We start from the raw sequence: 22,523 nt of genomic DNA, 5'->3' as shown, positions 1-22,523 counted from the left end.
GGCGGGTCGGCGCGTGACGGGCGGGGCCGGGCTTGTGAGTCTGCCGTGTCCGAGACCGGACCTGCCGCCGGGCGCGTCCGGCGGCTAGATTCGACGGCATGGACCGGGTCCGGGGCACGATCGCGCGGGAGATCGAGCGGAAGTACGAGGCCGGTGACGGAACGTCCCCGGTGCGGCTGCCCGACCTCGACGGGACCGGGCCCGTCGCCCGCGTCGTCGACCGGGGGACCGACGTCCTCGACGCCGTCTACTACGACACCGCCGACCGCTGCCTCCTCGCCGCCGGCATCACCCTGCGCCGCCGCACCGGAGGCGACGCCGGATGGCACCTCAAGCTGCCCGTCGCCCCCGGAGTGCGCGACGAGGTGCGCGCCCCGCTCGCGGACGGGATCCCGCGCCGGCTCGCCTCCCTCGTCCGCGCCCGCACCCGGGGCGCCCCGCTCGTCCCACTGGCCCGCGTCGTCTCACGCCGCGACGTACGACACCTCCTCGACGCGCGCGGCACCCTCCTCGCCGAGGTGAGCACCGACTCCGTCACCGCCGGGCGACCGGCGGGGGAGGACCCCGGGGCGACGGCCGCCTGGACCGAGGTCGAGGTGGAACTCGCCCCCGGCGCCGACCCCGGCCTCCTCGACGTCCTCGAACCACGCCTGCGCGAGGCCGGACTGTGCCCGTCGGGAGCGGGGAGCAAGCTCGCGCGGGCCCTCGCCTGCGAGACCGCGCCGGAGCCCCCGCCGCCCGGACCCGACGCCGGCGACGCCGCCCGCGTCGTCCTCGCCCACCTCCGCGAACAGGCCGAGGCTGTCGTCGCCCTCGACCCCGGCGCCCGCCTCGGCACCGAGGACGCCGTCCACCAGATGCGCGTCGCCACCCGGCGGCTGCGCAGCGCCCTCCGCACCTACGGCGGATTCCTCGAACCCCGGGCCACCGACCCACTGGGCGCCGAACTCCGATGGCTGGCCGTAGAGTTGGGCGCGGACCGCGACCGCGAGGTGGTCGTGGAACGGCTCCGGCACCACCTCGACGACCTCCCGCGCCCCCTCGTCCGCGGCCCGGTCCGCGCCCGCCTGCGCATCTGGTCCAACCGCAGCCGCGCCGAGACCCGCCGCCGCGTCACCGACGCCCTCGACAGCGAGCGCCACCTGGCCCTGCTGGACCGGCTCGACGCCCTCGTCACCGACCCGCCGCTGCGCCCGGCAGCCGTCGAAGCCTCCGGGAAAGCCCTGGTCAAGGCGGTGCGCCGGGACCATGAGCGGCTCGCGGCCCGGATCGCGCACGCCCTCGCCACCGACCCGGGGCCGGTCCGCGACGCCGCCCTCCACGACGCCCGCAAGGCCGCCAAACGCGCCCGCTACGCGGCCGAGGCGGCGGTCCCGGCGCTCGGCAAGGACGCCAAGCGCCTCGCCAAGCGGCTCAAGGCCGTCCAGACCGTCCTCGGCGACCACCAGGACAGCGTCCTCACCCGGAACGCGCTGCGCCTGATCAGCGCCCAGGCGGCGGTGTCCGGGGAGGCGACGTTCACGTACGGACTGCTGTACGGGCGCGAGGAGGCGCGGGCCGCGGAGGGGGAACGGGCGCTGGCGGGGGTGTGGGAACGTGTGCCGCAGTGGTGACGCGAGGGCGGCGCGGCCGTCGAGGTGAACGGTGTTCCCGCCCTGGCGCGAGTGTTCCGGCCGGACCGACCGGTACGCGGGAGGTGTCCCGGTGTCCCCGCCGTCGCGGGGTGCGGAAGATCGTGGTGCCAGGGGCGTGGTCGCGGCACGTTACGCTTGAGAGTCGCCCCTTGCCAGCTCACGAAAGTTCGTCGAGATGCCTGTCGAATCGGTCTTCCCACAGCTCGAGGCCCTGCTCCCGCATGTGCAGAAGCCCATCCAGTACGTCGGCGGCGAGCTCAACTCCACCGTCAAGCCGTGGGACGCGTGCGACGTCCGCTGGGCGCTCATGTACCCCGACGCCTACGAGGTCGGGCTGCCCAACCAGGGCGTCATGATCCTGTACGAGGTCCTCAACGAGCGCGAGGGCGTCCTCGCCGAGCGCACGTACAGCGTCTGGCCGGACCTGGAAGCGCTGATGCGCGAGCACGGCGTGCCGCAGTTCACGGTGGACGCCCACCGGCCGGTCAAGGAGTTCGACCTCTTCGGCCTCAGCTTCTCCACCGAGCTCGGCTACACCAACATGCTCACCGCGCTGGACCTCGCGGGCATCCCGCTGGACGCGAGCGAGCGCACGGTGGACGACCCGATCGTCGTCGCGGGCGGGCACGCGGCGTTCAACCCGGAGCCGATCGCCGACTTCATCGACTGCGCGGTCATCGGCGACGGCGAGCAGGCCGTCCTGGAGATGACGGAGATCGTCCGGGCCTGGAAGGCGGAGGGCTGGCCGGGCGGGCGCGACGAGGTGCTGTTCCGCCTGGCGAAGACCGGCGGCGTGTACGTCCCGCGGTTCTACGACGTCGAGTACCTGGCCGACGGCCGGATCGCCCGCGTCGTCCCCAACCGCTCCGGCGTGCCGTGGCGCGTGTCCAAGCACACCGTCATGGACCTCGACGAGTGGCCGTACCCCAAGCAGCCGCTCGTCCCGCTGGCCGAGACCGTGCACGAGCGGATGTCCGTCGAGATCTTCCGCGGCTGCACCCGCGGCTGCCGCTTCTGCCAGGCGGGCATGATCACCCGCCCGGTGCGCGAGCGCTCGATCACGGGCATCGGCGAGATGGTCGAGAAGGGGCTGAAGGCGACCGGCTTCGAGGAGGTCGGTCTGCTGTCGCTGTCCTCCGCCGACCACACCGAGATCGGTGACATCGCCAAGGGCCTCGCCGACCGCTACGAAGAGGACAAGATCGGCCTCTCGCTGCCGTCGACCCGCGTGGACGCGTTCAACGTCGACCTCGCCAACGAGCTGACCCGCAACGGCCGCCGCTCCGGCCTGACCTTCGCCCCCGAGGGCGGCTCCGAGCGGATGCGCAAGGTCATCAACAAGATGGTCTCCGAAGAGGACCTGATCCGGACCGTCGCCACCGCGTACGGCAACGGCTGGCGCCAGGTGAAGCTGTACTTCATGTGCGGCCTGCCGACCGAGACCGACGAGGACGTCCTCCAGATCGGCGACATGGCGGTCAACGTCATCGCCAAGGGCCGCGAGGTCTCCGGCTCCAACGACATCCGCTGCACGGTGTCCATCGGCGGCTTCGTGCCCAAGCCGCACACCCCGTTCCAGTGGGCGCCGCAGCTCTCCGCCGAGGAGACCGACGCCCGCCTGGAGAAGTTGCGCGACAAGATCCGCGGCGACAAGAAGTACGGCCGCTCGATCGGCTTCCGCTACCACGACGGCAAGCCCGGCATCGTCGAGGGCCTGCTCTCGCGCGGCGACCGCCGCGTCGGCGCGGTCATCCGCGCGGTCTACGAGTCCGGCGGCCGCTTCGACGGCTGGCGCGAGCACTTCAGCTACGACCAGTGGATGAAGTGCGCCGAGGAGACCCTGCCCCCGCAGGGCGTCGACGTCGACTGGTACACCACCCGCGAGCGCACCTACGAGGAGGTCCTGCCCTGGGACCACCTGGACTCGGGCCTCGACAAGGACTGGCTCTGGGAGGACTGGCAGGACGCCCTCGACGAGACCGAGGTCGACGACTGCCGGTGGACGCCGTGCTTCGACTGCGGCGTGTGCCCGCAGATGGACACCAGCATTCAGATCGGCCCCACGGGCAAGAAGCTGCTGCCGCTCTCGGTCGTCAACAAGTAGCGGCACCCCACGCCGCGTCGGCCCCGTCCACTGCGGACGGGGCCGACGGCGTCAACGGGCGGTGTCCGGGAAGGCGTCGGCTTGACGGTCGGGCGCTCCTCGGCGCCGGAGGGGACCCGGAGCGCCGGCGGCCTCTGCCCCGGCCCGCCCGGCCGGGGTCGCCGTACAGGGCGGGGCCGGGTCGTCCGGCGAGGGCGGGGAGCCCCGCCGGCACGCGGAATCGGGAGCGGTCCGCCGCCGCCCCACGGCGGTGACAAATAGGGACCTGAGTTCGAACAGGGGCCCTGGCGGGTTTGCGAGGGCGCTGATGCACGTACTCTAGGTAGCAGTACGACCGCTCTCACGAAGGATCAGACCACTGGGCAAGCGACAGCCCGAAGGCCCGCCGCCCGCACCCGCGGTGCAGCGCATCCGCCTCCGCTACACCAAGCGCGGCCGCCTCCGGTTCACCAGCCACCGTGACTTCCAGCGCGCCTTCGAGCGGGCGCTGCGCCGGGCCGAGGTGCCCATGGCGTATTCGGCCGGCTTCACGCCGCACCCCAAGGTGTCGTACGCCAATGCCGCACCCACCGGCACGGGCAGTGAGGCCGAGTACCTGGAGATCCAGCTCGCCGAGGCGCGCGACCCCGCGCTGCTGCGGGAGCTGCTCGACGAGTCGCTGCCCGCCGGGCTCGACATCGTCGACGCGGTGGAGGCGCGGACGCCCTCCTTCGCCGACCGGCTGGAGGGCTCCCTCTGGGAGCTGCGGCTGGACGGGGTGGAGGTCGCCGACGCCGAGCGGGCCGTGGCGGCGTTCCTCGCGGCCGAGACCGTGGAGGTCGCGCGCCGCACCAAGAACGGGATGCGCACCTTCGACGCGCGGGGTGCCGTGTGCCGACTCGAGGCCGCGGCCGCTCCGGCCGATAGGCCCGGTACCGGTGCCTGTGCGATACTGCGGCTGGTTGTTCGGCATTCGACACCCGCCGTTCGACCCGACGACGTCCTGTCCGGGCTCCGCGCCACGGCCGACCTGGCGCCGCCGGTCCCCGCTGCGGTGACCAGGCTGGCGCAGGGGCCGCTCGACGATGAGACCGGAACGGTGACCGATCCGCTCGCGCCCGATCGCGACGCTGCCACGGCCGTTTCATCACCGGCCGCCGGCGCGGCGACGGCGGCGGGCGGACCAGCGTAAGGACGCGTCGCGCGCCGCCGGTGCACCAGGGAGCCTCCCCGGTCCGGTACGGCGCATTGACCAGGAGACTTTCGCCGGTGCCGCAGATCGGACCCGGCGAGCGAGACGACAGCTCCCGTGCGGCGACCGCGCCCCGGACGGCGGTACCGCGCACATCACGCGGGCCGGCGGGCCGGAATCCGACGCGGCGCCCGGGAGCGTGACGGGAGAACCGCCCGCATGCTCGAACCCACTGAGCCCATGGAATCCGGTAACGCGCACGACGCGCCCGGGAACGACACCACCAGCGCGTCGCCGGCCGGCGGCGCGACCGGGAGCCCCAGCGACACGCTGCCCCCGCGCCGCCGTCGCCGGGTGGCCTCCCGCCCGGCCGGCCCGCCGGTGACCGACGCGTCCGCCGACGCGCCCGGGGCGACGGCGTCCGCCGAGCCCGCACCGGCGGAGCCCGCCGCCGAGGCCGCCGCCCCGGCGCGCACGCGCCGCCGCGCGACCCGTGCCACGGCCGCGGCCGAGAAGGCCGCGACCCCCGAGGCCCCCGAGACCCCTGAGAACACCGCCGCCGCCGAGCCGGCCGAGGCGCCCGCCACTCCGGCGCGTCCGCGTCGCCGGGCCGTCCGCAAGGCCGGCGGACCGGCCGAGGCCGTCGACCGGCAGCCCGCCGGTGAGCCGAGCGACGCCGAGGCCGCCGCCGAGCCGGACCGGTCTTCCGAGGCGCCCGCCACCCCGGCGCGCCCGCGCCGCCGTGCGACGCGCAAGGCCACCAGCCCCGTCGTGAGCACCGGTGAGGTGTCCGCCCAGACCGAGCCGGCCGTCGAGCCCGAGGCTGAGGCCGTGCCTGCCCCCGCCGCGGAAGCGGAGGCTCCCGCTCGTTCCCGTCGCCGGGCCGTCCGCCGGGCCAGTGCTCCGGCGGGTGCGCCGCGTGCGGCGGCCGAGGCCGAGGTGACCGTTGAGCCGGCCGGCGCCGAGCCTGTCGCCGAAGACGTCGAGGCCGTCGAGCCCGAGGCCGCACCCGTCGCCCCGGCGCGTACGCGCCGCCGTGCGGTCCGTCCCGTCGCGGCGCCCGTCCCGGTCGAGGACGAGGCCGGGGAGCCCGAGGAAGAAGCAGAGGAAGCAGTAGAGGCGGAAGAGGCGGAAGAGACCATGGAGGCGCCCGCCGAGCCGTCGCGTCCCGCGCGGAGCCGTCGCCGGGTGACCCGCCCCGCCGGTTCCGCCGCCGCCGACGCGACGGCCGAGCCGGCCGCCGCCGAGGCCGCCGAGCCCGTGGCCGAGGAGCCGCGCGCCCGTCGCACCCGCCGTCGGGCCGGTGCCGTCGAGGGCGCGGAGGTGCCCGTCGCCGAGCCGGCCGCCGCCGAGCAGGAGCCGCGGTCCCGCCGTACGCGCCGCCGGGCCGTGAGCGCCGAGGCCGAGCAGCAGGCCGCGGCCGAGGCCGCCGCGCCCGTCGAGGAGGCGGCCCCGGGCCGTACGCGGCGCCGCGCGGTGCGTCCGCCGACCGCCGTGTTCCAGGCGCCGGTGTTCACCGAGCCGATGTTCCAGACGCCGGAGTCCGCCGCCGCCGCGTACGCGGCCGGGGAGCGGCCGGTCGCGGAGCCCGTCGCGGAGGAGACCGAGCCGGCGGAGTCGGCCGCGTCCGGCCGTCGCCGTCGCCGCCGTCGGGGCGAGCCCGCGGAGCCCGTGGAGGCTGCCGAGGCCGTCGTGACCGTCGGTGCGTCCGAGGCCGAGGAAGCCGAGGAGGCGGAGACCGTCGAGGGCGCCGCCGAGGACGAGGAGCACGGCGAGCGTCCCTCGCGCCGTCGTCGCCGGGGCGGCCGGCGCCGTCGCCGCGGCGAGGCCGCGGACGCCGAGGGCGAGGGCGAGGAGACGGAAGAGGCCGAGGAGGCCGAGCAGGCCGACGACGAGGGTGCCGAGGCCGAGGAGTCCGGCGCCGAGTTCGCCGGTTCGACCGCGGGCAGCCGCCGTCGCCGCCGTCGTCGTCGCCGGTCCGGCGAGGCGATGGAGGAGGCGAACGGCACCGCCGATGACCCGGAGCGCACCGTCGTCAAGGTCCGCGAGCCGCGCGACCGCCTCAAGGAGGGCGGCACCGGCTTCGACGAGGTCCAGTCCATCAAGGGCTCGACCCGTATGGAGGCCAAGAAGCAGCGCCGCCGCGAGGGGCGCGAGCAGGGCCGCCGCCGGGTGCCGATCATCACCGAGGCCGAGTTCCTGGCGCGCCGCGAGGCCGTCGAGCGCGTGATGGTCGTCCGCCAGAACGGCGACCGGACGCAGATCGGCGTGCTGGAGGACAACGTCCTCGTCGAGCACTTCGTCAACAAGGAGCAGGCCACCAGCTACGTCGGCAACGTCTACCTGGGCAAGGTCCAGAACGTGCTGCCGTCGATGGAGGCCGCGTTCGTCGACATCGGCAAGGGCCGCAACGCCGTGCTCTACGCCGGTGAGGTCAACTTCGACGCGCTCGGCATGGGCAACGGCCCGCGCCGCATCGAGTCCGCGCTGAAGTCCGGCCAGTCCGTGCTCGTCCAGGTCACCAAGGACCCGATCGGCCACAAGGGCGCCCGCCTGACCAGCCAGGTCTCGCTGCCCGGCCGCTACCTGGTCTACGTGCCCGAGGGCTCGATGACCGGCATCAGCCGGAAGCTGCCCGACACCGAGCGGGCGCGCCTGAAGCAGATCCTCAAGAAGATCGTCCCCGAGGACGCCGGCGTCATCGTGCGCACCGCGGCCGAGGGCGCGAGCGAGGACGAGCTGCGCCGTGACGTCGAGCGGCTGCAGGCGCAGTGGGAGGACATCCAGAAGAAGTCCAAGATGATCTCCACCAGCTCGCCGAGCCTGCTGTACGGCGAGCCGGACATGACCGTGCGGGTGGTCCGCGACATCTTCAACGAGGACTTCTCCAAGGTCATCGTGAGCGGCGAGGGCGCCTGGGAGACCATCCACGGGTACGTCTCGCACGTCGCGCCCGACCTGGTCGACCGGCTGCAGAAGTGGACGTCGGACGTCGACGTCTTCGCCACGTACCGGATCGACGAGCAGCTGATGAAGGCGCTGGACCGCAAGGTGTGGCTGCCGAGCGGCGGTTCGCTCGTCATCGACCGGACCGAGGCGATGGTCGTCGTCGACGTCAACACCGGCAAGTTCACCGGCCAGGGCGGCAACCTGGAGGAGACGGTCACCAGGAACAACCTGGAGGCGGCCGAGGAGATCGTGCGCCAGCTGCGGCTGCGCGACCTCGGCGGCATCATCGTGATCGACTTCATCGACATGGTGCTGGAGTCCAACCGGGACCTGGTGCTGCGGCGCCTGCTGGAGTGCCTGGGCCGGGACCGGACGAAGCACCAGGTCGCCGAGGTGACCTCGCTGGGTCTGGTGCAGATGACCCGCAAGCGGGTCGGCCAGGGGCTGCTGGAGTCCTTCTCCGAGTCGTGCGTCCACTGCAACGGCCGTGGTGTGATCGTCCACATGGACCAGCCGACGTCGGTCGGCGGCGGTGGGGGCGGCGGCAAGCGCGGCAAGAAGCGGGGCGGCGGGAAGGGCGGTGCCGGTTCGCAGGGCGAGGCCGTCGAGTCGGCCGAGACCGCCGAGACCGCCGAGTCCGTCGAGTCCGTCGAGCCTGCCGAGGAGACGCTGGAGGCGCCCGAGGCTCCCGAGCTGGAGCCGGCCCCGGTGACCGAGGCGGAGCTGGTGCCGTCGGTCGGCGGGGACGAGGACGAGTGGTTCTCCAGCCCGGCCGAGGCGGAGGCCGCGGCGGCGACCCGGGGCGGCCGTGGCCGCCGCCGGGCGACCCGGAAGGCGTCCGCGCCGGCGGGTGCGCCGAAGCGGGCCGAGCGGGCTGAGCGGGCCGAGCGCATGGAGCGGGTCGAGCGGGCGGAGGCGGAGGCCGTCGTGGAGCCGGTCGCCGAGCCGGTGGCGGAAGCCGTTGCCGAGCCGGTCGCGGAGGTCGCCGAGGTCGCTGCCGAGCCGGTGGCGGAGCCCGTCGCCGAGGCCGCCGCCGAGCCCGTCGCCGAGCCGGAGCCCGCTCCGGCGGCGCCCGCCCGTCCGCGCCGTCGCGCGACCCGGAAGGTCACCGCTCCGGCGGGGCCGCCCGCGGGCGCCGAGGAGGCGGCCGTGGTCGTCGTCACCGCCCCCGCGGCGGTCGAGTCCGCTCCGGAGGCCGTCCAGGCGTCCGCCGTGGCCGAGACCGCCGAGGCCATGGTGACGCCGGAGACGCCGGAGGCGGCTGACGCCGCCGAGGCGGAGGTGGAGGAGCCTGCCGAGGCGGCTCCGGCCAAGAAGGCGGCCCGTAAGACGGCCGCCAAGAAGGCCACCACCAAGAAGGCGGCTGCGAAGAAGACGACCACTGCCAAGAAGGCCGTGGCCAAGAAGACGGCTGCCAAGTCGACGACCGCCAAGAAGGCGGCCACGACCAAGAAGGCGGCCACGAAGAAGACCGCTGCGAAGAAGGCGCCGGCCAAGAAGGCCGTGGCTTCGGAGGAGTAAGGGTCCGCCCTTGGGGGGCGGGATGGGGGTGTGCCCCTGTCCCGCCCCTTCCCGTTTCTTGCGGGGGCTGTGCCCCCGCGCCCCGAAACCGCGCTGCGCGCGGTTGTCCTCGAACTCCCCCAGAGGGGGCGCCCCCAACGGGCTGCATCGGACCCGGTTTGACCCCTTGCCTGGGGCCCCGTAACCTTGCCATTCGGCGTCTGTACGCCCACCCCTGAGCAAATCCCTCCCGGCTCCGTCCGGGAGAGGCCGCTCATCCACTCGGAGAGCACGGGCTCGCGCCCGTCTGAGCGGCTGGCATCAGAGGTCCCGATTACTAGCGAGAGTGAGATCCGCGTGTACGCAGTCGTGCGTAGCGGTGGTCGTCAGCACAAGGTTGCTGTCGGCGACATCGTCGAGGTTGACAAGATTTCCGACGGCAAGGTGGGCGACCAGGTCGAGCTCTCGACGCTGCTCGTCGTCGACGGCGAGTCCGTCACCAGCGACCCGTGGGTCCTGGCGGGCATCAAGGTTCAGGCCGAGATCGTGGACCACCACAAGGGTGCCAAGATCGACATCCTGAAGTACAAGAACAAGACCGGTTACCGCAAGCGGATTGGTCACCGCCAGCAGTACACCGCGCTGAAGATCACCGGCATCCCGACGGCCGCGAAGTAAGGGACTGAGGAGACATGGCACACAAGAAGGGCGCATCGTCCACCCGGAACGGTCGCGACTCCAACGCTCAGCGGCTCGGCGTGAAGCGCTTCGGCGGTCAGGTCGTCAGCGCCGGTGAGATCCTGGTCCGCCAGCGTGGCACCCACTTCCACCCGGGTGCCGGTGTCGGTCGCGGTGGCGACGACACGCTGTTCGCGCTGAACGCCGGTGCGGTGCAGTTCGGCACCCACCGTGGCCGCAAGGTCGTCAACATCGTTCCGGTCGCCTGATCTTCCGATCACGGTTTCCGTAGAGCGATACAGCGAGGGCGGACCTCCCTTCCCCGGCGGGGAAGCGGGTCCGCCCTCGCTGCGTTACAACAGACAAACCCCCACCTACGTATCGGAGGCAACCCGCTATGACCACCTTCGTGGACCGCGTCGAGCTGCATGTCGCCGCGGGTAACGGAGGCCATGGCTGCGCCTCCGTGCACCGTGAGAAGTTCAAGCCGCTCGGCGGCCCGGACGGCGGCAACGGCGGCCGCGGCGGCGACGTGATCCTGGTCGTCGACCAGTCCGTCACCACGCTGCTGGACTACCACCACAGCCCGCACCGCAAGGCCACCAACGGCAAGCCCGGCGAGGGCGGCAACCGCTCCGGCAAGGACGGCCAGGACCTGGTCCTGGCGGTGCCGGACGGCACCGTCGTGCTCGACCGGCGCGGGAACGTCCTCGCGGACCTCGTCGGCCAGGGCACCACCTTCATCGCCGCCCAGGGCGGCCGCGGCGGCCTCGGCAACGCGGCGCTCGCCTCGGCCCGCCGCAAGGCGCCCGGCTTCGCGCTGCTCGGCGAGCCCGGCGAGGCGCAGGACATCGTCCTGGAGCTGAAGACCGTCGCCGACGTGGCGCTCGTCGGCTACCCGAGCGCCGGCAAGTCCTCGCTGATCTCGGTGCTCTCCGCCGCGAAGCCGAAGATCGCCGACTATCCGTTCACCACGCTCGTCCCGAACCTCGGCGTCGTGACGGCCGGCTCGACCGTCTACACCATCGCCGACGTCCCCGGCCTGATCCCCGGCGCCAGCCAGGGCAAGGGGCTGGGCCTGGAGTTCCTGCGGCACGTCGAGCGCTGCTCGGTGCTGGTGCACGTGCTGGACACGGCGACGCTGGAGTCCGAGCGCGACCCGCTGAGCGACCTCGACGTCATCGAGGCGGAGCTCAAGGAGTACGGCGGCCTGGAGAACCGGCCGCGGATCGTCGTCCTCAACAAGGTCGACATCCCCGACGGCCAGGACCTCGCCGACATGATCCGCCCCGACCTGGAGGCCCGCGGCCTGCGCGTCTTCGAGGTGTCGGCCGTCTCCCGGCAGGGCCTGAAGGAGCTGTCCTTCGCGCTCGCCGGCATCGTCGCCGAGGCGCGCGCCGCCAAGCCGAAGGAGGAGGCGACCCGCATCGTCATCCGGCCCAAGGCCGTCGACGACGCAGGCTTCACCGTCACCCTGGAGGACGACGGCATCTACCGCGTGCGCGGTGAGAAGCCCGAGCGGTGGGTGCGGCAGACCGACTTCAACAACGACGAGGCCGTCGGCTACCTGGCCGACCGCCTCAACCGCCTCGGCGTCGAGGACGAGCTGATGAAGGCCGGTGCCCGCGCGGGCGACGGCGTCGCCATCGGCTCCGAGGAGAACGCGGTCGTCTTCGACTGGGAGCCGACGATGGCCGCCGGTGCGGAGATGCTCGGCCGCCGTGGCGAGGACCACCGGATGGAGGCGCCGCGGCCCGCCGCGCAGCGGCGGCGGGACCGGCAGGCGGAGCGGGACGAGGCGGAGCAGGAGTACCGGGGGTTCGACCCCTTCGCGTAAGCGGGGCCCTGCGGGGGCGGGTTCGGGGGTGTCTGCCCCTGGCCCGCCCCTTCGCCGTTTCCTGGGGCTGCGCCCCAGACCCCCTTGTTCGCGGCTTCGCCGCTCGTCCTCAAACGCCGGACGGGCTGACATCAGCCCGCCCGGGGTGCGGGGGCTCGCCCCCGCAAGAAACGGAGAAAGGGCGGGACCGGGGCAACCACACCCCGGTCCCGCCCTTCGCGCTACGCGCCGGAAACCGCCTCAGCGGCCCTGTGCCGGGCTGAACCAGTCGCCCCCGCCCGGAGCGGCGGGGGCCGCGCCGTCGTCCGGCAGAGCGGCGCCTGCCGCCTCCCGCTGGCCCGGGATCTCGGACGCCGCCGCCCGCGCCGCGACGCGCGCCGCGCGCTCGTCGGCCGCCCGGGCCAGGTCCAGGGCCGCCTGGTTGAAGCGGACCAGGGACGGCGGGTCGGACGGGCCGAGGAGCTGGACCTTGAGCTGGGCGCGGGCCTCGGCGAGGCGGTCCAGGCGCGGGTCGCGGACCGCGGCGAGCAGGGCGCGGACGCCGGAGCCGTCGGGCGTCAGGATGGTGGCCGCGGTGACGGTCGGGAAGTTCGCGAGGAACTCCTCCTCGCTCATGCCGCTGGTGTTGGCCACCGCGTACGGCTTCTCGCTGATCAGGTAGTCCGAGACGACGCTGGAGACGTCGCTGATCAGCACGTCGGCCTGGTTGAAGCAGCTGAACAGGGCCGGCCGCGGGCCGGTGACGATCTGGTGCTCCCACTCGGGCAGCGAGGCCCAGTACGCGGCCTCCCAGGCGGCCGTGGCGGCCTCGACCGCCGCGGACCGGCCCGGCTCGGGGGCGGTCTGGACGAGCATCCGCTCCGCCTCGTCCACGCTGGGGCGGAAGGTGCTGGTGGTGAGCGCCTGGAGCTCGGCGGTGAGCCGCTCCAGCTCGGCGGCGGCCTCCGGGCCGGGGCGCGGGCCCCCGCGGCGCTCGTTGGCCTCGCGGATCATGTCCTTGATGCGCCGGTTCGCCTCGCCCGCGCGCGGGTCGACGGAGCCGGTCATCGGGTGCGGCTTGTAGAGCAGCCGGACGCCGGGGTCGGCGAGCAGCTCGCGGACGATGTTCTCGCCGGCCAGCATGACCGAGGTGTTGCCCGGGTTGCCGTCCCAGCCCTCCCAGGTGGGGGCGTACAGGACGGTGGTGAACGGGCGCGTGGGGGCGCCCGTGTACGGCAGGATCGGGGCCAGCTGCGGACGGCCGACCTCGACGACGTCCCGGTCGTCGACACCGATGTCGGCGAGCTGGTAGCGCTCGCGCGCGGCCGGGCCGGCGACCCAGATCTCGTCGTACGCCTTGGAGTACGGGTTGCAGCTGGAGAGCTTGTCGCTCTCGCCGTGGTTGATGAACGCGTGCTTGATCGACGGCATGCGCAGGACCTGCGAGGTCTTGCCGGAGTTCGACGGGTGCAGCAGCACCTTGAGGGTCGACTGCTCCAGGGCCATCAGGTGGTGCACCTTGGGGATGCAGACGATCGGGATGTCCGTGGCGTCGATCTTCTTCACCATGAAGCGCTCGCGCAGCACGATGATCGGCTTGCCGTCGAGCTGGGCGAGCGTGGAGAGCCACATGTTCGCCTGGTAGGCGGAGCTGGTGCCGCCGGAGAAGTACATGCCGACGGTCGGCCGGTAGTCGGCCAGCCAGCGGTCGAGCCACTCTATGGCCTGCGCCTCGGTGGCGATCCGCTTGGCCGGGCGCAGCCAGCTCGCCAGGAACAGCAGCCCGCCGACGGCCAGCACCAGGGCCAGGCCGACGCCGGCCATGGCGCCCGCGGCCTTGCCGGTGCCCACGGTGACCAGCAGGCCCACCGTCGCCGGGACGGCGAAGCGGACCAGGCGGCGGCCGTGCTGGCGGGCCAGGATGCGCGGCGGGGCGGCGGTCAGGTGCAGACCGGACGCGTCGATGTTGCGCGTCACGAACGGCAGGGTGCGCGTGCGGCGGACCAGGATGGCGACGGCCTGGCAGCCGAGGTGGGCCGCGTAGAAGAGGACGACGCCGACGAAGACCGGCGCGTAGTCGCGCAGCGAGCCGTCGTCGTGCAGCCGCAGCAGCCCCAGCATGATCACCATGTCGCGCAGCAGCTGCCGCACCATGACGTCGAACCGGACCTTGCCGAGCAGGGCGAGCAGACCGGGGTCGCGGTGCTGCAGATAGAGATCGAGCGCGAGGCCCGCCGCCGAGGTGGCGATCAAGAGCGGCACGTTGGGCAGCAGCGCGCCCACGAGCTGGAGTACGAACGACACCAGCATCGCGAGTAGCGCCGCGGCCTGTACGGCTCGGCGGGGGACTGTTCCGGCAGGCACTGGGCGGGCTCCTGGCAGGAGAACTGAAGGATCGGGACGGACCGGGTCGGACACGTCATGGGACAACGGTCGGGACAACGGCCGCAACCGACCGTATGACGGCCGCTGGGCCAGGAGCAATCTTCGGTCACGGCAACCGTCACAAACTAGGGTCGAACGACCACAATCGCCAGGCGGTAGATTGGCCGCTCCCAGCGGAGACGGGCCGCGCCGGCACGGCGTCGGCGGGCGAGAGCAGAGGTGCGGAGCACGGTGCGGGCAGGGACGGCGGAGGAAACGGCGACCGGAGTGGACGGAGGGATCCGGCCGGAGGTCACCGGCGCCCGCAGGATCGTGGTCAAGGTGGGCTCGTCCTCTCTCACCACCGCGGGCGGGGGACTGGACGCCGACCGGGTTGACGCGCTCGTCGACGTCCTCGCCCGGATCCTGGGCGATCCGGCGGCCGGCAAGGAGATCGTCCTCGTCTCGTCCGGTGCCATCGCCGCCGGCCTCGCGCCGCTGGGCCTCGACCGGCGGCCGAAGGACCTGGCCCGCCAGCAGGCCGCCGCCAGCGTCGGCCAGGGGCTGCTGGTCGCCCGCTACACCGCGTCCTTCGCGCGCTACGGCCGCCGCGTCGGGCAGGTGCTGCTGACCACCGACGACACCAGCCGGCGCGCGCACTACCGCAACGCCCGCCGCACCCTGGACCAGCTGCTGGCCATGGGAGCGGTCCCGATCGTCAACGAGAACGACACGGTGGCCACGGACGAGATCCGGTTCGGCGACAACGACCGGCTCGCCGCCCTCGTCGCCCACCTCGTCCGCGCCGACCTGCTCGTCCTCCTCTCCGACGTCGACGGCCTCTACGACGGCGACCCCAGCACCCCCGGCACCTCCCGGATCGCCGAGGTCAGCGGGCCGCGGGACCTGGAAGGCGTCTCCATCGGCAGCGCCGGCAAGGCCGGCGTCGGCACCGGCGGCATGGTCACCAAGGTCGAGGCCGCCCGGATCGCCGCCGCCGCCGGCATCCCGGTCGTCCTCACCTCCGCCAGCCGCGCCGCCGACGCCCTCCTCGGCCGGCCCACCGGCACCCTCTTCCACCGCACCGGCCGCCGCTCCGCCGACCGGCTGCTGTGGCTGGCGCACGCCTCCGCCCCGCGCGGCGCGCTCACCCTGGACGACGGCGCGGTGCGCGCGGTGGTCCAGGGCACCGGCTCGCTGCTGCCGGCGGGCATCGCGGCCGTCGAGGGCGAGTTCAGCGCGGGCGACCCGGTCGAGCTGCGGGACGGCGCGGGGCGCGCGGTGGCCCGCGGGCTGGTGGCCTACGACGCGGGGGAGATCCCGCAGCTGCTCGGCCGCTCCACCCGGGACCTGGCCCGCGAGCTCGGGCCCGAGTACGAGCGCGAGGTCGTGCACCGGGACGATCTGGTCGTCCTCCACCGCTGAGTTCCGGGGTCTTGTCGACGGCTGGATTCCGGCGTTTTCCCGACCGTTGGTTCCGGCGTCTTCCCGACGGCCGTCAGGCGGGCGGAACGGCGGAGCGGGAGCCGGCGGGGGAATGTACGGCATCCGGGCGCGTGCCGAGGCCCGTCCCGAGGTAAGTCCAGCCTTTCTTCCGGCCTTTCCGGAAAACCACCCCGCGGCCGTCCCCGGGCTGGTCAACTCTTAAGGGCCGGGTCCGTTCCGGCCGGGGCCGCCGCGGGCGGGCGGTGCCCCGGACGGAAATCCGGGTACGCGGGAGAACCAGCACGACACGGCTCCGCCGCAGACGCGCACGGGGCCGGCCAGAACAGGGAGGCCGCCGGTGAGACGAGGGCGCCCAGGGGCCCCGCCCCGAGGTGGGGGATCGGTCTCCCGCATCCCGCGGGCCGCGGGGGAGGAGCCCGTCCTGACCAGCGTCGGGGCGTGCGGCACGGGGAAGGACACCGGCACGGACCGCCCGGACGGGCCCGGCGCCGGCGGGTCCCGGCTGTGGCACGTCACCCTCAGCGTCTCGGGGCGGAGGCGCCGCTCGGCGAGGTGCGGCGGGCGCTGGAGCAGCTCGCGCACGACCACCCCTTCCTCCTGACCAGCCGCTACGCCAACGACCACGCCGAGATCCGGTACTGGGAGGAGGCCCGCGACCTGCACGACGCGGCGGCCGTCGCCCTGCGGCTCTGGGGCGAGCACCGCTCGACGGCCCGGCTGCCCCCGTGGGAGATCGTGGGTCTCGAGGTCATCGACCGGGAGACGTACCACCAGCGGGTGGCGGAGGGCTGCGGTCCGCTGCCGGCGGCGCCGGTGGGGGTGCATCCGTTTTGACGGCGGCTCCGACGGCGGCGGGCGGCCCCCACGGCGTCCCATCCGCCCGAGGTCGCGTCCCGTCCGTCGATCCGAGGCGCGTCCCGCCCTCGGTTCGAGGCGCGTCCCGCCCGTCCGTCCGAGGTGTGAACGGCCGGCGCACGCCGGCCGGGCCGCAACTAAGCTGCGTGCCCATGAGCAGCGACACCCTCCCGTCCAGCCCCTCCGGCACTCTCCCCGAGTCCCCCGTGCTCCGTGCCGCGGTCCGCGCCCGTACCGCCGCCGCCGAGCTCGCGCCGCTGCCACGCGCGGCCAAGGACGCGGCGCTGCTCGCCGTCGCGGACGCCCTGGAGGCCCGTACCGCCGACATCGTCGCCGCCAACGCCGAGGACGTCGCCCGGGCGCGCGCCGCCGGCACCGCCGAGGGCGTCGTCGACCGGCTGACGCTCACTCCCGAGCGGGTCCTGGCCATCGCCGCGGACGTGCGCAGCGTGGCCGGGCTGCCCGACCCGGTCGGCGAGGTGGTGCGCGGCTCCACCCTGCCCAACGGCATCGACCTGCGGCAGGTCCGGGTGCCGCTGGGCGTCGTCGGGATCGTCTACGAGGCGCGGCCGAACGTGACGGTGGACGCCGCCGCGCTCTGCCTGAAGTCCGGCAACGCGGTCCTGCTGCGCGGCTCCTCCTCGGCGTACGCGTCGAACACCGCGCTGGTGGCCGTCGTGCGCGACGCGGTGGCGGGTGCGGGGCTGCCCGCGGACGCCGTGCAGCTGGTGCCGGGGGAGAGCCGGGAGTCCGTGAAGGAGCTGATGCGCGCCCGCGGCCTGGTCGACGTGCTGATCCCGCGCGGCGGCGCCTCGCTGATCAGGACCGTCGTCGAGGAGTCCACGGTTCCGGTGATCGAGACGGGCACCGGCAACTGCCACGTGTACGTGGACGCCGACGCCGACCTCGACACGGCGGTCCGGGTGCTCGTCAACTCCAAGGCGCACCGCGTCAGCGTCTGCAACGCCGCCGAGACCCTCCTCGTCCACCGGGACATCGCCGAGCGCCTGATCCCGGCCGCGCTGGACGCCCTGGCGGAGGCCGGGGTCACGGTGCACGCCGACGAGCGGGTGCGGGCGCTGGCCGGCGCGACGAAGGCGACCGTGGTGCCCGCCACCGAGGAGGACTGGGCGACCGAGTACCTCTCCTACGACATCGCGGCCGCGGTGGTGGACTCGCTGGACGACGCCGTGCGGCACATCCGGCAGTGGTCCTCCGGACACACCGAGGCGATCGTCACCACCTCGCAGCAGGCGGCCCGCCGGTTCACCCGGCTGGTGGATTCCACGACGGTCGCGGTGAACGCGTCGACGCGGTTCACCGACGGCGGCCAGTTCGGCTTCGGCGCCGAGATCGGGATCTCCACCCAGAAGCTGCACGCGCGCGGACCGATGGGGCTGCCGGAGCTCACCTCGACCAAGTACATCGTCACGGGCGACGGGCACATCCGGGGCTGACCGGGCCGGGCCGGCCGGGCTGACCTGCGGCGGGGCCGGTACGAGGCGTGGCGGTGCGGCCCGGGTCGGCTCGGCGGGGGTCGGCGGCGGCTGTGTGGCGGCTGTGTGGCGGCCCTAATTCCCGTACCGCCCGCGCGGATTGACCGTTTCGGGTCTACGCTGGTGGCGTGCCGGACGACGTGGGGGGCAAGCCGTTCCCGGACGGCGAGGAGCCCGACAGCCACCGCCGCGGAGGCGAGGACGAGTTCGCCGCGGTGGTCTTCGACGAGGAGTTCGTGCGGGCCGCCGTGGTGCACGAGCCCAGCGCGGCCGAGCGCGTGCTCGCCGCCCGGGCCCGCTCGGGCGGCGGACCGGGCGAGGACGACGGCTACGACGCGTACGAGCGGCGCGCCGACGGGCGGACCCGCCGCCGCACGGGCGGGCCGGGCGCCTGGCGGGCGCTCACCCACGACCTGGATCCGGACGACGCCTACGGTCCCTACGGCCGCTACGGCGCCCGCCGGCGGCCCTACCGGGGCCGCCCGCGCTGGTACCGGCCGGTGGCCTGGCTGCTCTGCGTGCTGCTGGGCATCGGCGCGGTGGCCCTGGCGTTCGCGGCGGTCTACCGCGGGGCGTCCTCCGACCGCCGCGAGCCCGCGCCCCCGCCCGCCACCACCGGGGTGGACGCGCCCCCGCAGCGGCAGGAGGCCCTGCCGCACGCGGGCCGGCCGGACGCCGCGGCGGACCCCAGGGCTCCGGTCGCGTCGGCGGCTTCCTCGGCCGCGGTCACGGCACCGGCGGTCCGGCGCGGATGACGACCGCTCTCCGCGCCCGTTCGTCACCCTCCGTGATCATGGCTGGGGTGAGCTGGGGTGACGGCACCGGCCCGGAAGCCGCGGTACCGGGCGGCGTTTCCCCGGGCGCTCACGGCAAGTTGTCGTGTACCAGCGCGTTTACGGAGGGGCCCGGCGACCTACCCTTGAGGTATGGAAGGGCCTGGAGACCCGCCTGAGGGGACGCCCGAGGGTGCCCCGGGAGGTGGTGACGAAGAGTACCGGTCGGTCGTCTTCGACGAGTCGTTCGTCCGGGCCGCGCGCCTCCAGGAGTCCTCGGCCCGGGAGCGGCTCGGCGACCACGCCCCCGCCGTGCGCACCCGGCACGCCTGGGCCCGGCTCGGCGCCTCGCGCCAACTGCTGCTCCTCGTCCTGCTGATCGCGCTGGCCTTCGGCACGGCCGTCTACATGGGGCTGCGCCACCCCTACAAGGAGCCCAGGCCGCCGTCCGCCGAGCCGCTGCAGACCACCGTGATACCGCTCGCCCCGCGCGGCACGGTGCCCGGCGGGCCCGCGGCGCGGCTCTTCGACGGCAGCCCCGCCCAGCGGTTCGGGGAGGGCGCGGGGGGCGTGACGCTGCCGGACGTGCGGCGCACCCAGAACTTCTCCGAGGGGCTGGTGATGGCCGCCCTCGCCACCGCGAAGGAGTACACGGTCAGGTCCGCGCTGGACCGGGAGGTGCTCGGCGGCGGCGACGGCCGGGCCGTGCGCGTGCTGCTCGCCCCCTCGCAGGTGGAGCAGTACGACCGCAGCTTCGAGCACCCCGCGGCCGACGGGCAGCACGCGATCACCGGCTGGGTGGTCCGCTTCGACCCCGCCCAGGTGGCCCTGGACGACGCGCCCGTCCGGGTCGAGGGCGCCTTCTCCCTCACCGAGGTCTCCCCGGCCGCGCTGGAGGTCTCCGCCGACCACACCTTCGTCTACGCCGTCCGTCCGGCGGGCACGGGACCGGCGAAGGCGGGGACGGCGGCGGGGGACGGGCCGGGCGCGGACACCTCGCTGTTCACCGTCCGCCGGATCGTCCGCTTCCGCTTCGACCGCGACGATCTCCAGGACCACCACGTCCAGGTGCTGCGGAGCACGGTCGAGGCGGGGCCCGAGTCCTGCGGCGCGGACGACGCGGCGTATCTCCGGCCCCTCCTGGCCGGCCGCACCGCGGACAACAGCCGGCAGCCCCTCACCGACCCGTACGCGACCGGCCGGCCGTCCGTCGGGCTGTGCGGCGTGCTGGCGCCGGGAGCCATGGCCCCGGCGGGCGGGCCGGCCCCGCCGGGACGCTGAGCGCCGCTTCGGCCCCTCTGGCTTTCCCGTCAGCCCCTGCCGTCGCCGTCGCGTGGCTCGTCCCGGGGTTCGTCGCGCGGCGTGTCCTTCGGGGTGTCCTTCGGGGCGTCCTCCTTCGGGGCGTCCTTCGGCCCGCCGGCCGCGCCGGAGCGGCCCGTGAAGGTGTCCCGGAGCCGGCTGCCCAGGTCGTTGGCCCCGCCCGCGATGTCCCGGACCAGCCCCATCAGCGGGTCCTTGCTCGACCGGACGGACTCCGCGTAATGGCCGGCCGACTCGCGGAAGGAGTCCGTTATGGAGGCGTCCTTGTCCTCCGCGCGCCGCGGGTAGTGGCCGTCCATCAGCCGCTGGAAGTCCCGGCTCTCCGCCCAGCGCTTGAGCTCGGCCGCCCGCACGGTGGCGAACGGGTGGCTGCGCGGCAGCACGTTCATGATCTTCAGGACGGAGTCCCGCAGATCGCCGCCCGCCTCGTACTCGGCGGCCTGGGCGAGGAAGGCGTCCACGTTCATCTCGTGGAGGTGGTTGCCGCCCGCCAGCTTCATCAGGCCGCGCAGCGACGCCCGCAGGTCCTGGCCCACCAGCAGCCCGGCCCGGTCCGCCGACAGCTCCGACTTGCGGAACCACTCGCGCAGCGCCGTCACGATCGCCGTGACCGCTATGCCGCCCAGCGGGATCCAGGCCACCTTCAGCGCGAAGTTGGTCAGGAACAGCAGGATCGTGCGGTAAACCGAGTGGCCCGACAGCGCGTGGCCCACCTCGTGGCCCACGACCGCCCGCATCTCCTCGTCGTCCAGCAGCTCGACCAGGCCCGTCGTCACCACGATGACCGGCTCGTCGAGGCCGACGCACATCGCGTTGGGCTGCGGGTCCTGGGTGACGTACATCGGCGGGACCTTGGGCAGGTCCAGGATGTAGCAGGCGTCCAGCAGCATCGTGTGCAGGTGCGGGAACTGCTGGTCGCTCACCCGCACCGAGTCGGACAGGAACAGCAGCCGCAGGCTGCGCTCCGGCAGCAGGCCGCTCAGGGCCTTGAACACGGTGTCGAAACCGCTCAGCTTGCGCAGGGCGACCAGGGCGGAGCGGTCCGCGGGGTGCTCGTACGCCCGGGACGAGATGTCCGGGAAGCGCCTCCGGTCGCGGCCCGGAACGCGTCCTTCCGCGTCCCCCTCCGCGCGGCCGGAGCCGTTCGCGGCGTTGCTGTCACTCATGGCGACCCCCTCAACTGGGCTCGATCGTGGCCCGTCCCCCGGCTGACGGACCCCACCCTAGGCGCTGCCGCTGACAGGGCTACCGTGGAGGCATGTCCGCTCTCCAGGGTTTCACCCACCTCGCGGCGTCCCCGGCGTTCACCGGGACGCTGGCCGTCTCCGCCCACGACCAGGGACCGGGACCGGTGCTGCGCACCGTCGTCATCGTCGCCCTGATCGGCGTGCCGCTCACCGCCTGGCTGCTGCTCCGCGGGTACCGCAAGAAGGGCTGACGGCGCGGCGCCGGTGCCGCCGCGCGGAGTCGGCGTGAGCCCGGCGACCACGTCCGCATACGATGTGGCGGAAGTCTCCAACCGATCGCCTCCGGAGAGGTCCTGCCGACGATGTCCCTCACCTCAGCCCACTCGGCCCTGGTCACGCTCGCTTCCGAGAGCGAGCACGTCGACACCCACGAGAGCCTCAGCCCCTACGTCACCGGCGGCGCCGCGCTCTTCATCCTGCTGCTCCTGCTCTACGTGACGACCCGCTTCAACCGGGACCGCTGACCGGCCGGGGCGCACCCTCCCGCAGGGCCGGCGCGCCGCCGTGCCCAGTAGGGTCTGCACGCATGGAAGAGCAGACAGAGCCCGCGAAGCGGCGGCTCGGCGTCATGGGCGGGACGTTCGATCCCGTCCACCACGGCCACCTGGTCGCCGCGAGTGAGGTCGCCTCGCAGTTCCACCTGGACGAGGTGGTGTTCGTCCCGACCGGCCACCCGTGGCAGAAGAGCCACAAGGCGGTGTCCCCGGCCGAGGACCGCTACCTGATGACGGTCATCGCCACGGCGTCCAACCCGCAGTTCTCGGTCAGCAGGATCGACATCGACCGCGGGGGACCGACGTACACCGTCGACACGCTCCGGGACCTGCGCGCCCTCAACGACGACGCGGACCTGTTCTTCATCACCGGCGCGGACGCGCTCGCGCAGATCCTCACCTGGCACAACACGGACGAGTTGTTCTCCCTCGCCCATTTCATCGGCGTCACCCGCCCCGGGCACATACTGGCCAACCCGGGGCTGCCGGACGACCGGGTCTCGTTCGTCGAGGTCCCGGCCCTCGCGATCTCCTCGTCCGACTGCCGCGCGCGTGTGGCCGAGGGGGAGCCCGTCTGGTACCTGGTGCCGGACGGTGTCGTGCGCTATATCGCCAAGCGCAAGCTGTACCGTCACGACGGCTGACAACCGGCCGAACCGGCTCCAGCGCCACCGAG

At 74.0% G+C, this 22,523-nt stretch carries 16 protein-coding genes and 1 pseudogene; 15 read left to right on the top strand and 2 right to left on the bottom strand.

Going from position 1 to position 22,523, the window contains the following annotated elements:
* Nucleotides 1-98: 98 nt before the first annotated feature.
* The 7 genes from ACQEVS_RS11520 to obgE all read left to right on the top strand — a co-directional run bounded on the left by ACQEVS_RS11520 (nt 99) and on the right by obgE (nt 11,873).
* On the top strand, nt 99-1,613 hold the full coding sequence (locus tag ACQEVS_RS11520) for a CHAD domain-containing protein (RefSeq protein ID WP_433018913.1): 1,515 nt from the start codon (nt 99-101) through the stop codon (nt 1,611-1,613).
* A gap of 196 nt (nt 1,614-1,809) precedes the next feature.
* Nucleotides 1,810-3,738, top strand: coding sequence for a TIGR03960 family B12-binding radical SAM protein (locus ACQEVS_RS11515; protein WP_433018910.1), 1,929 nt, complete (start codon nt 1,810-1,812; stop codon nt 3,736-3,738).
* Nucleotides 3,739-4,138: 400 nt separating this feature from the next.
* Entirely contained in the window at nt 4,139-4,909 is a 771-nt protein-coding gene (locus ACQEVS_RS11510) for a TIGR03936 family radical SAM-associated protein (RefSeq protein WP_433018907.1), read from the top strand.
* Between the two features lie 219 nt (nt 4,910-5,128).
* Entirely contained in the window at nt 5,129-9,379 is a 4,251-nt protein-coding gene (locus ACQEVS_RS11505) for an Rne/Rng family ribonuclease (RefSeq protein ID WP_433018904.1), read from the top strand.
* Nucleotides 9,380-9,715: 336 nt separating this feature from the next.
* Complete coding sequence (rplU, locus tag ACQEVS_RS11500; RefSeq protein ID WP_004950921.1) at nt 9,716-10,036, top strand: 50S ribosomal protein L21; 321 nt, start codon at nt 9,716-9,718, stop codon at nt 10,034-10,036.
* 14 nt (nt 10,037-10,050) lie between these two features.
* A complete protein-coding gene (rpmA, locus tag ACQEVS_RS11495) occupies nt 10,051-10,305 on the top strand; it encodes a 50S ribosomal protein L27 (RefSeq protein ID WP_004950923.1) in 255 nt (84 codons plus the stop codon).
* A gap of 128 nt (nt 10,306-10,433) precedes the next feature.
* Nucleotides 10,434-11,873: a GTPase ObgE gene (obgE, locus tag ACQEVS_RS11490; protein ID WP_433018900.1), complete on the top strand. Its 1,440-nt coding sequence runs from the start codon at nt 10,434-10,436 to the stop codon at nt 11,871-11,873.
* 240 nt (nt 11,874-12,113) lie between these two features.
* Here obgE and ACQEVS_RS11485 read toward each other — a convergent pair whose 3' ends face one another.
* Nucleotides 12,114-14,162 (bottom strand): hypothetical protein, encoded by a 2,049-nt coding sequence (locus ACQEVS_RS11485; protein ID WP_433027458.1) that lies wholly within the window; start codon nt 14,160-14,162, stop codon nt 12,114-12,116.
* A 342-nt stretch (nt 14,163-14,504) separates the two neighbouring features.
* On the opposite strand from ACQEVS_RS11485, the gene proB reads away from it, so the two are divergent.
* The 5 genes and pseudogenes from proB (at nt 14,505) to ACQEVS_RS11460 (ending at nt 20,067) form a co-directional block, all read left to right on the top strand.
* Nucleotides 14,505-15,641 (top strand): glutamate 5-kinase, encoded by a 1,137-nt coding sequence (gene proB, locus ACQEVS_RS11480; protein WP_433018897.1) that lies wholly within the window; start codon nt 14,505-14,507, stop codon nt 15,639-15,641.
* A 358-nt stretch (nt 15,642-15,999) separates the two neighbouring features.
* Nucleotides 16,000-16,496 (top strand): annotated as a pseudogene (locus ACQEVS_RS11475) (hypothetical protein).
* 173 nt (nt 16,497-16,669) lie between these two features.
* A complete protein-coding gene (locus ACQEVS_RS11470; RefSeq protein WP_433018894.1) occupies nt 16,670-17,974 on the top strand; it encodes a glutamate-5-semialdehyde dehydrogenase in 1,305 nt (434 codons plus the stop codon).
* Nucleotides 17,975-18,141: 167 nt separating this feature from the next.
* Nucleotides 18,142-18,768, top strand: a complete 627-nt coding sequence (locus tag ACQEVS_RS11465) for a hypothetical protein (protein ID WP_433018892.1) — start codon at nt 18,142-18,144, stop codon at nt 18,766-18,768.
* Nucleotides 18,769-18,939: 171 nt separating this feature from the next.
* Complete coding sequence (locus ACQEVS_RS11460; protein ID WP_433018889.1) at nt 18,940-20,067, top strand: hypothetical protein; 1,128 nt, start codon at nt 18,940-18,942, stop codon at nt 20,065-20,067.
* Nucleotides 20,068-20,096: 29 nt separating this feature from the next.
* Here ACQEVS_RS11460 and ACQEVS_RS11455 read toward each other — a convergent pair whose 3' ends face one another.
* On the bottom strand, nt 20,097-21,272 hold the full coding sequence (locus tag ACQEVS_RS11455) for a M48 family metallopeptidase (RefSeq protein ID WP_433018886.1): 1,176 nt from the start codon (nt 21,270-21,272) through the stop codon (nt 20,097-20,099).
* A 92-nt stretch (nt 21,273-21,364) separates the two neighbouring features.
* Between ACQEVS_RS11455 and ACQEVS_RS11450 the strand changes: the two genes are divergently transcribed.
* The 3 genes from ACQEVS_RS11450 (at nt 21,365) to nadD (ending at nt 22,491) form a co-directional block, all read left to right on the top strand.
* Nucleotides 21,365-21,544 carry a hypothetical protein gene (locus ACQEVS_RS11450; protein ID WP_185945374.1) on the top strand — a complete coding sequence of 60 codons (180 nt, stop codon included), beginning with the start codon at nt 21,365-21,367 and terminating at the stop codon, nt 21,542-21,544.
* Nucleotides 21,545-21,655: 111 nt separating this feature from the next.
* Nucleotides 21,656-21,817, top strand: a complete 162-nt coding sequence (locus ACQEVS_RS11445) for a hypothetical protein (RefSeq protein ID WP_185945373.1) — start codon at nt 21,656-21,658, stop codon at nt 21,815-21,817.
* A 62-nt stretch (nt 21,818-21,879) separates the two neighbouring features.
* The gene (gene nadD, locus ACQEVS_RS11440) at nt 21,880-22,491 is read left to right on the top strand and encodes a nicotinate-nucleotide adenylyltransferase (protein WP_040889678.1); all 612 of its coding nucleotides are present in this window, start codon (nt 21,880-21,882) and stop codon (nt 22,489-22,491) included.
* Nucleotides 22,492-22,523 lie beyond the last annotated feature (32 nt).

This window comes from Streptomyces sp. CA-181903 (assembly GCF_050937075.1).
Taxonomy (GTDB): domain Bacteria; phylum Actinomycetota; class Actinomycetes; order Streptomycetales; family Streptomycetaceae; genus Streptomyces.
This window is presented reverse-complemented; position numbering and strand designations above follow the sequence as displayed.